Here is an 8,408-nt window from a genome sequence, read left to right as displayed (position 1 = left end):
GAGCGCCGGGAAGTGAGCACGTCGCAAACGGAAACACACCGAAAAAGCCTTGAATTCCATTTGCGCGGCCAGCTGGGTTGGATCCCGGGTCAAGCCCGGGATGACCACGTTTGCGCGGCATTTTTTTGGGAACAGCTTCAGTTCGGCAAGCTAGTTGCGTCTTCAAGGGTAGCCAGCCGAGCACCAAAACCAGAAACGGCGCCCGGCCCAAGGGCCGGAGCGCCGTTTTCTGATGTTCCGGATCAGGATCCAACCGGCCTGCCCTTTCCGGGTGGTCGATCAGAAGGAATTGTCGACCGGTGAGCCGGTCGGGGCCGTTAGCGCCGGTTCAGCGGCAGGTCGGCCAGTTCGCGCGGGGACATGCGGACGATTGCCGGATGGGATAGCGGGTCCCGACGGTCGTAGCTGCCAGCCGATTTGGCGGTCATTTGACGGCGCATGAACAGTTTCATCATGATTTTCAGTTTCCTTATTATTGTTTTTTGCATGGCCAAATCCCTTTTGATGAATTTAGCTTGGCTTCACATATAGACGTGGCCGCGCCATAATAAAATCGACTTCTTCTGAAGTTCGGTTTAGTTTTTCTAAAATGAAAAATCTGAACCTCATTCATCTCTCAGGCCTCAGGACCGTGGAAGCGGTCGCCCGGCTCGGCTCGCTCAAGAAAGCCGCCGAGGAACTGGGCGTCACAGTCGGCGCGGTCAGCCAGCAGGTTCAGAAGACGGAAGCCCAGCTCGGCGTGCAGCTGTTCGAACGGCAGAACCGGGCCCTTCTGCCGACAGTTCATGTCCTTGCCATGCAACCGCATCTGACGGCGGCCATGTCGTCGCTATCAACCGCCATTGCCACGACTCAGCGCGGCCGCGAGGATGCGCTCACCATTTCCGTTGCCCCGGTTTTCGCGGGCAAATGGCTGGTCTGGCACCTGAAGAACTTCAGCAAGACCCATCCTGGCGTCCGGGTGCGGGTGGAGGCGACCGTCGATCTGGTGGACCCGGACACGAGCGACGTGGATCTGTGCATCCGTGTGGGCAAGGGGCCCTATCCCGGCCTGAACGCGGAAAGGCTGCTGGAGCAGCGCGTCTTTCCCGTTTGCAGTCCGGCACTCGCGGATCAGATCAGGGAGCCGAAGGACATTGGCAAACTGCCCATCATCCGTGATCCCGGCCAGATGTTTTCCTGGAGGACCTGGCTCGACCTCTTCGGCCTCGACGAGAGCATCCTGCAGGACGGCCCGACCTTCTCGGATGGCTCGCTCTGCCTGGATGCGGCGATCGCCGGACATGGCGTATTCCTGGCCTGGGAGACCCTGGCCGTTTACGCGGTCAAGTCCGGACAGGTGGTCTCCCCCTTCCCCGAACGCCCGGCAACCGGCCATGCCTACTGGTTGATCAGCGGCAAGAACGCACCGCGCACCAGAGCCAAACAGGCTTTCGGCGACTGGCTCAAGCAAGAACTGCAAGCCTCGATCGGACGGCCGAAGGGGGCGGATTCGGTCGAAGCGTGACGGCCCCTGTTAAGTTATCCCGGACAAGCAAGGTGCATGTCGCGTGCGGAGCCCCGTCTCGGCAACAAGCGGCCCAATCCTTCGAGACAGTGCTCACGCACTTCCTCAGGATTGGCAGATGCGTTTGGGGAAAGGCAAAGCTTTTCCGCTTGCCATCGGCCGAAGCATCGGTAAATTGTCGCCCATGAGTGATTGCACCGCACATAGCCGCGACTGCGGACTGACGCCGAGCCGTTTGCGCCTGGCGGGTGCGTTCGTGCGCCTCATCGAGCTGCAGGGTCCCGCCTGCGGACGATTTATGCGCTAAGGCGCTCATTCTCGGCGCTTTTCTTTCTCACCGGGGTCTCACGCAATTCTGCGCTTGAGGCCGTGGCCTTATGCGCAATTATTCGCTAAAAGACCCCGACTTTCCGTTTCGACTTAATCCGCGCTCTGTGCGCGAACCGACGACCGAGCACGCATGTCCAATCTCGATACTCTTGAATCCGATCTCCTGGCCGCCATCGAAGGCGCGGGAGACGAAGCCGCCCTTGAAGACATCCGGATCTCCGCCCTTGGCAAGAAAGGCAGGATCTCCGAGCAGATGAAAACGCTCGGCAAGATGACGCCGGAAGAACGCCAGGTCATGGGTCCGGCCCTCAATGGCCTGAAGGCCCGGGTCACCGATGCCATTGCCGCCCGCAAGGACGTTCTGGTGGAAGCCGCCCTTGAGGCGCGCCTGGCAGCCGAAAGAGTGGATATCACCCTGCCGCTGCGCCCGGCCCCCGTGGAAGCAGGCCGCATTCACCCGGTCAGCCAGGTGATCGACGAACTGACCGCGATCTTCGCCGACATGGGCTTTTCCATCGCCGAAGGCCCGGACGTTGAAACAGACGAGCTGAACTTCACCGCGCTCAACTTCCCCGAAGGCCACCCGGCGCGCGAGATGCACGATACGTTCTTCTTCAACGAGAAAGAAGACGGCGAACGCCTTCTGCTGCGCACGCATACCTCGCCGGTGCAGATCCGCACCATGCGCAATCAGGAACCGCCGATCCGTGTCATCACGCCCGGCCGGACCTACCGCTGCGACAGCGACCAGACGCATACGCCGATGTTCCATCAGGTGGAAGGGCTCGTCATCGACAAGGAAAGCCATTTCGGCCACCTGAAGTGGGTGCTGCAGGAATTCTGCAAGGCCTTCTTCGAAGTCGACGACATCAAGATGCGCTTCCGTCCGAGCTTCTTTCCCTTCACCGAACCGTCCATGGAACTCGATATCCAGTGCGACCGGTCCGGCGGCGAGGTGAAAGTCGGCCAGGGCGATGACTGGCTGGAAATTCTCGGCTGCGGCATGGTCCATCCGAACGTCATCCGCAATTGCGGCCTCGACCCGGATGTCTACCAGGGATTTGCCTGGGGCATGGGTATCGACCGGATTGCCATGCTGAAATACGGCATGCCGGACCTGCGTGCCTTCTTCGATGCGGACGTCCGCTGGATCCAGCACTACGGCTTCCGCCCGCTCGACCTGCCGACCCTGTTCGGTGGACTGTCCAGTTAACCCGCGGAAGCTGAGGGACGAACCTCCATGTCACTGCTGACCCGATTATTCCTGATTGCCGCGCTGTACCTTGGCGCGCTGCTTCCGGCAGCGGCCCAGACAGCCGACAAGGACACCCGCGTTGCCCAGCCGACCTCGTTTCTGGAGGCCTGCGCGGAAAAGATCGAGAGCCGCGGACGCCTGCGCTTCTGCGACACCTATTTCCGAGACAAGCTCGGTGCCGAGGCCGATGCGCTGCTTTACCTGCGCGACCGGATCACCGGGCTCCGGGCAAGTCACGAGGAAAGTGCAACCGGCAAATACCAGAGCTTCCTGCAGGCGATCTATATCGTGGCCTTCCTGACCATCACCTCGATCGTCCTGGTCGCCAGTGACCGCCGCATCTCCGGCACCGCCAAATGGGCAGGCCTGACCAGCAGCATGGCGCTGCTGGTGATGGTCCTGATCGTCGCCATGGGCTGGCTTGGCAAGTACCGCGCCGAATATGCCGCCCAGATCGAGCTCGGTATCCTCCGGGACCGGATCGAGACGGAAGCGGCCCAGGCGATTGCCACGGGAAATCAGATCACGCCGGAAATGGTACGCAGCTGGACAGGCGACTTCTCCGACATCGGGCGCCGCTTCGCGGAGAACTATGGCGAAGCAACCGTGCTGCCCGAGTTGGACCGCTTCAGCAATTGACACGCCTTTCAAAGAACAGATTTCGGCCTCACCGGCCGCACGACCGATAAAGAGTAAAGCAAATGAAATTCACCCTTTCCTGGCTCAAGGATCACCTTGAAACCGATGCCAGCCTGGAAGAGATCGTGGAAACACTCACCATGATCGGGCTTGAAGTCGAAGAAGTAACCAACCGCGCCGACCGGCTGAAGACCTTCCGGATCGCCAAGGTCCTGGAAGCCGAGCAGCATCCGAACGCGGACCGGCTGCGGGTTCTGAAAGTGGACACCGGTGAAGGCGATCCGATCCAGATCGTCTGCGGCGCCCCCAACGCCCGCGCCGGCCTCGTCGGTGTGCTCGGCAAGCCGGGTGACTATGTGCCCGGTCTCGACGTGACCCTGTCCGTCGGCAAGATCCGCGATGTTGAGAGCTTCGGCATGATGTGTTCGGAGCGGGAGCTTGAACTGTCCGAAGAACATGACGGCATCATCGACCTGCCCGAGGACGCCCCGGTCGGCATGGCGTACGCGACCTGGGCAGGGCTCGACGAACCGGTGATCGAGATCGGCCTGACCCCAAACCGCCCGGACTGCACCGGCGTCTACGGTATTGCTCGCGATCTTGCAGCCGCAGGCCTCGGCAAGCTGAAGGAACGCTCCAACGAGCAGGTCCGCGGCAGCTATCCCTGCCCGGTCGACGTGAAGCTCGAGTTCGGCGATGCCAAGCCGATGTGCAAGGCCTTCGGGTTGCGCATGGTCAAGGGCGTCAAGAACGGCCCCTCGCCGAAATGGCTTCAGGACCGCCTGACCGCCATCGGCCTCCGGCCCATCAATGCCCTCGTCGACATGACCAACTACATCACATTCGACCAGGGCCGGCCGCTGCACGTCTTCGACGCGGACAAGGTCAAGGGCAATCTGGTCGTCCGGCCCGGCAAGAAGGGCGAAGCCATCGACGGCCTCAACGGCAAGTCCTACGAGATCGATGAGGCGGTCTGCGTCATCGCCGACGACAACGGCGTGGAAAGCCTCGGCGGCATCCTGGGCGGCGAACCTTCGGGCTGCACGGAAGAAACCGTCAACGTGCTGATCGAATCGGCTCTCTGGGACGAAGACATCCTTGCCGCCACCGGCCGCAAGCTCGGCGTCAACACGGATGCCCGCTACCGCTTCGAGCGCGGCGTCGATCCGGATTACATGATGCCGGGCCTTGAGTATGCCACGCGCATGGTTCTGGAGCTCTGCGGCGGCGAGGCGTCCGAAGCCATTCAGGCCGGAACCCTGCCGGACAGCACCAACGTCATCAACTTCCCCTATTCTGAAATCAAGCGCCTGTCGGGTGTCGACGTCACGCCCGCCGAGGCAAACGTCACGCTGAAGTCGCTCGGCTTCTGGGTATCGGGTTCCGGCGACACGGTGAAAGTCGCCGCTCCCAGCTGGCGCCCGGACATCGAAGGCAAGGCGGACCTCGTCGAGGAAGTCGTGCGCATTCTCGGTCTTGACCGGGTCCCGTTCACGCCGCTGCCGCGCCTTGGCACCGTCGGCCAAAAGGTCCTCACCGGCGGCCAGGTCCGCCGCAACAAGGCGCGCCGCGCCCTTGCCGCGCGTGGTTTCAACGAAGCGGTCACCTGGTCGTTCATCGCCCGGGAGCACGCGGAACTCTTCGGCGGCGGCAGCGCCGCGCTGTCGCTGGCCAACCCGATTTCCAGCGAAATGACCGACATGCGTCCGAGCCTTCTGCCCGGCCTGCTGGCCGCCGCGCAGCGCAATGCCGACCGCGGTTTCGGCGACATTGCGCTGTTCGAGATCGGCCAGATCTTCGAAAACGACACGCCGGAAGGCCAGAAAATGGCCGCCGCCGGTGTGCGCCGGGGCACCGCGAAGTTGCAGGGGGCCGGCCGGCACTGGTCAGGCGCCTCCGGCAACGTCGACGTCTTCGACGCCAAGGCGGATGCGGAGGCCGCGCTTGCGGAGATCGGTGCGCCGGTCGAAAAGCTGATGGTGACCGCCGACGCTCCGGCAACCTTCCATCCGGGCCGTTCCGGGTGCCTGAAGCTCGGACCGAAGAACACGCTCGCCGTCTTCGGCGAAATCCACCCGCGCACGCTCCAGAAGCTCGACATTGAAGGCCCGCTGGTGGCCTTCGAGGTCTATCTCGACGCCCTGCCGCAACCCAAGGGCAAGAGCAGCCGGTCCAAGGGTGCGCTGAACGCCAGCGGCCTGATGCCGGTGCAGCGGGATTTCGCCTTCCTCGTCGGCAAGGACGTCAGTGCGGAAACGTTGCTGAAAGCCGCCCGCGGCGCCGACAAGGCGCTGGTCACCGATGTCACCCTGTTCGACATCTACGAGGGCAAGGGCGTGCCGGAAGACCAGAAGTCGGTCGCGATCGACGTCACGCTGCAGCCGCGTCAGAAGACGCTGACCGATGAGGAAATCGACGCGGTGGCGAAGAAGATCATCGCCAATGTCGAAAAGTCGACCGGCGGCACCTTGAGGGGCTGACGCTCCGACAAACAGGACAAAAAAACCGCGCGGCCCAAACCGCGCGGTTTCAATTGTGTTTGGCTGGCTCTTCAGACAATTCGTCGCGTTTGCGATATTAAACCGGCTTGCGGGCGGTAACCTCGATTTCGATCTTGATACGGGGATCCGGCAAGTCGGCGATCCAGGTGGTGTTGGCTGGCTTCACGTCCGCACAGTGCTTGCCGATGACTTTCACGGCGGCTGGATAATCCGACGCACTTGCAACAATGATCCGGATCCGGACAACGTCCTTGAAGGACGCGCCCGCCTGGTCCAGGCACCAATAAATGTTACGGAAGGTCTGCTCCGCCTGGTCGGTCATGTTGTCCGCGATTTCCATCGTGTCGTAATCGAAACCGGAGCACCCCGAAACGAACACCCAGCCATCATCGTCGACCACCACGCGCGAATAGTTCAACAACTTCTCGAAGTCAGATCCGCGTCCGATTTTGCGCCTCAATGGCTTTCCTCCAAATTGTTTCCGTCATCTGCCGCCCAGGTTTCGCTGTCAGTCGAAACATGCCGAAACGGCAAAACGGCCGACAAACGGCCAGCCGGGACTTAATACTTGATACCTCGGTGTTTAATCCCACTTCCAGCGCTGAAGCTCGCCACATCTTTGAACGGGGCACTTGCGGCTGTCTTTTGTGGGGATGTATTCGCGGTAGAGCACCTCGCCGTGCTGGCAATAGTTCAGGTTGGCGACATACCGGTCGAATGTGTACTGGCCGGTGCTGAGGACGACCGCGCCGTTCCTGACAATCATCGACTGCACCTGCGCACAGGTCATGGCTGTCGAATTTGGCCGCGCCAGGGATGGCTGAACCGCTGCCAGCGTCAGGGTCCCGGCAGCGGCTGCCATCAGAAGGCGTTTGGTAAGGGCGGAAAGTCCGGTCGAATTCAATCTGGTCATACTGGGTTCCTGAGAAAATGTACTCGTCTGGAAATGGCATAGAAGGGCCTCATGTCAAGCCGAGCGCGCATCCGGGCGTTGCCCTGCCGCTGCCCCCGCCATCAGAATCGGGTAGGCTGACCATCGCATTTCAAAAGGTTGTTTCATGACCGATTTCCCCTCACGCCCCGAACTTCGCCTTCGGCTGGGCGACCCCTACACCGCTTGCGAACAGGACCGGCTGGCAGAGCTGGAGCGCATCCTTCCAGCTGTTCCCCACGTCTTCGACATTCTGGCCACGATCCGCGACCTTCAATTGCCGGACGCCTGGCTGGTCTCCGGTGGCCTTTACCAGACCGTCTGGAATATCCTGACGGAGCGGCCGCACCTGCATGGCATCAAGGATTTCGACGTCATCTATTTCGACGGCTCGGACCTTTCCTATGAAGCGGAGGACAAGGTCATCAGGAAGGTCAACGCGGCCCTTCCCGAACTTGCCAGCCTTCTGGAGGTGCGCAACCAGGCGCGTGTCCACCTGTGGTACGAAAAGCGTTTCGGCCGTCCCTACCGGCCGCTTGACTGCGCCATGGATGCGCTGACGACCTATGCCGCCAGGACCCACGCGATTGCCGCCCGGCTGGGCGTGAACGGAAACCTGATCCTGCACGCCCCCTTCGGCCTCGCCAACATGTTCGGCATGCGCCTCGTGCCGAACTACACGCAGGACAACCGTGAAACCTATGCGGAAAAGGCGAAGCGGATGAAGGCGCTCTGGCCGGAATTGACGGTCATTCCGTGGCACGCAAATGAATAGCCCCGGCGCAGGATCAGCGGACGATCTATTGGGATCGAATTACCAATAGGGCGGATGCAACGGCAGGTCGGCTCCGCATTTGCAGCAATTCCCGTCCTGCACCTTACGGGCCATGACACCGCATTTCGCGCATTGCTTCGGCATGAGTTCCCCCGCGCATGACAAACCGGGACGACTCGGCGTCTCTCCAGGTTGAAATCGTCACCATTCGATTTCCGATCTTGGCATTCGTCGCTCCGATGAAGCCGTCCATCTGCAACATCTCGGCAAGCGATAGCCGAGAGGCTTCGCGCACACGCTGTGCGGCGTCGTCGTCCAGGACCTGTAACGAGGTGATCGAAAAGACACCCGAACATTCACGCTTGCCTGTCCGGACCTCGATCGACGTGCCGAAGCGGAACGGACCGGCTTCCTTCGGTTGCACGATGCTGTCGAGACCCAATTGCGCCGGGATTGCTCCGCCATCGAAA

General features: G+C 61.6%; 10 protein-coding genes. 6 read left to right on the top strand and 4 right to left on the bottom strand.

Features of this window, described 5'->3' with window-relative positions; translation table 11 throughout:
* The coding region (locus ACQY7U_RS06940; RefSeq protein ID WP_428643101.1) for a hypothetical protein at positions 1-303 on the top strand (303 nt) is incomplete at its 5' end.
* 14 nt (positions 304-317) lie between these two features.
* Here the strand turns inward: ACQY7U_RS06940 and ACQY7U_RS06935 are convergent.
* Entirely contained in the window at positions 318-455 is a 138-nt protein-coding gene (locus ACQY7U_RS06935; RefSeq protein ID WP_428643100.1) for a hypothetical protein, read from the bottom strand.
* 134 nt (positions 456-589) lie between these two features.
* Between ACQY7U_RS06935 and ACQY7U_RS06930 the strand changes: the two genes are divergently transcribed.
* The 4 genes from ACQY7U_RS06930 to pheT all read left to right on the top strand — a co-directional run bounded on the left by ACQY7U_RS06930 (position 590) and on the right by pheT (position 6,211).
* The gene (locus ACQY7U_RS06930) at positions 590-1,507 is read left to right on the top strand and encodes a LysR substrate-binding domain-containing protein (protein ID WP_428643099.1); all 918 of its coding nucleotides are present in this window, start codon (positions 590-592) and stop codon (positions 1,505-1,507) included.
* A gap of 460 nt (positions 1,508-1,967) precedes the next feature.
* On the top strand, positions 1,968-3,050 hold the full coding sequence (gene pheS, locus ACQY7U_RS06925; RefSeq protein WP_428643098.1) for a phenylalanine--tRNA ligase subunit alpha: 1,083 nt from the start codon (positions 1,968-1,970) through the stop codon (positions 3,048-3,050).
* Between the two features lie 27 nt (positions 3,051-3,077).
* Complete coding sequence (locus ACQY7U_RS06920; protein ID WP_428643097.1) at positions 3,078-3,731, top strand: phenylalanyl-tRNA synthetase subunit alpha; 654 nt, start codon at positions 3,078-3,080, stop codon at positions 3,729-3,731.
* Positions 3,732-3,793: 62 nt separating this feature from the next.
* Complete coding sequence (gene pheT / locus ACQY7U_RS06915) at positions 3,794-6,211, top strand: phenylalanine--tRNA ligase subunit beta (RefSeq protein WP_428643096.1); 2,418 nt, start codon at positions 3,794-3,796, stop codon at positions 6,209-6,211.
* A gap of 97 nt (positions 6,212-6,308) precedes the next feature.
* Here the strand turns inward: pheT and ACQY7U_RS06910 are convergent, their stop codons facing one another.
* Together ACQY7U_RS06910 and ACQY7U_RS06905 are read right to left on the bottom strand one after the other, a co-directional pair.
* Positions 6,309-6,692: a RidA family protein gene (locus ACQY7U_RS06910; RefSeq protein WP_428643094.1), complete on the bottom strand. Its 384-nt coding sequence runs from the start codon at positions 6,690-6,692 to the stop codon at positions 6,309-6,311.
* 123 nt (positions 6,693-6,815) lie between these two features.
* The gene (locus ACQY7U_RS06905) at positions 6,816-7,145 is read right to left on the bottom strand and encodes a hypothetical protein (protein ID WP_428643092.1); all 330 of its coding nucleotides are present in this window, start codon (positions 7,143-7,145) and stop codon (positions 6,816-6,818) included.
* A 145-nt stretch (positions 7,146-7,290) separates the two neighbouring features.
* Between ACQY7U_RS06905 and ACQY7U_RS06900 the strand changes: the two genes are divergently transcribed.
* Positions 7,291-7,938 carry a nucleotidyltransferase family protein gene (locus ACQY7U_RS06900; RefSeq protein WP_428643091.1) on the top strand — a complete coding sequence of 216 codons (648 nt, stop codon included), beginning with the start codon at positions 7,291-7,293 and terminating at the stop codon, positions 7,936-7,938.
* 103 nt (positions 7,939-8,041) lie between these two features.
* Here ACQY7U_RS06900 and ACQY7U_RS06895 read toward each other — a convergent pair.
* Positions 8,042-8,408 (bottom strand): hypothetical protein (locus tag ACQY7U_RS06895; RefSeq protein WP_428643089.1); only part of this gene is annotated, 367 nt, incomplete at its 5' end.

The sequence above is a fragment of the Roseibium sp. genome (genome assembly GCF_050301095.1).
Taxonomy (GTDB): Bacteria; Pseudomonadota; Alphaproteobacteria; order Rhizobiales; family Stappiaceae; genus Roseibium.
The sequence above is the reverse complement of the archived record's forward strand: the minus strand, read 5'-3'. Positions and strand labels throughout refer to the sequence as shown.

What these genes read in the sequence shown, in the direction of transcription:
- ACQY7U_RS06935 (WP_428643100.1), bottom strand. Translation starts at nt 455, where the DNA reads ATGATGAAACTGTTCATGCGCCGTCAAATGACCGCCAAATCGGCTGGC.
- ACQY7U_RS06930 (WP_428643099.1), top strand. Translation starts at nt 590, where the DNA reads ATGAAAAATCTGAACCTCATTCATCTCTCAGGCCTCAGGACCGTGGAA.
- pheS (WP_428643098.1), top strand. Translation starts at nt 1,968, where the DNA reads ATGTCCAATCTCGATACTCTTGAATCCGATCTCCTGGCCGCCATCGAA.
- ACQY7U_RS06920 (WP_428643097.1), top strand. Translation starts at nt 3,078, where the DNA reads ATGTCACTGCTGACCCGATTATTCCTGATTGCCGCGCTGTACCTTGGC.
- pheT (WP_428643096.1), top strand. Translation starts at nt 3,794, where the DNA reads ATGAAATTCACCCTTTCCTGGCTCAAGGATCACCTTGAAACCGATGCC.
- ACQY7U_RS06905 (WP_428643092.1), bottom strand. Translation starts at nt 7,145, where the DNA reads ATGACCAGATTGAATTCGACCGGACTTTCCGCCCTTACCAAACGCCTT.
- ACQY7U_RS06900 (WP_428643091.1), top strand. Translation starts at nt 7,291, where the DNA reads ATGACCGATTTCCCCTCACGCCCCGAACTTCGCCTTCGGCTGGGCGAC.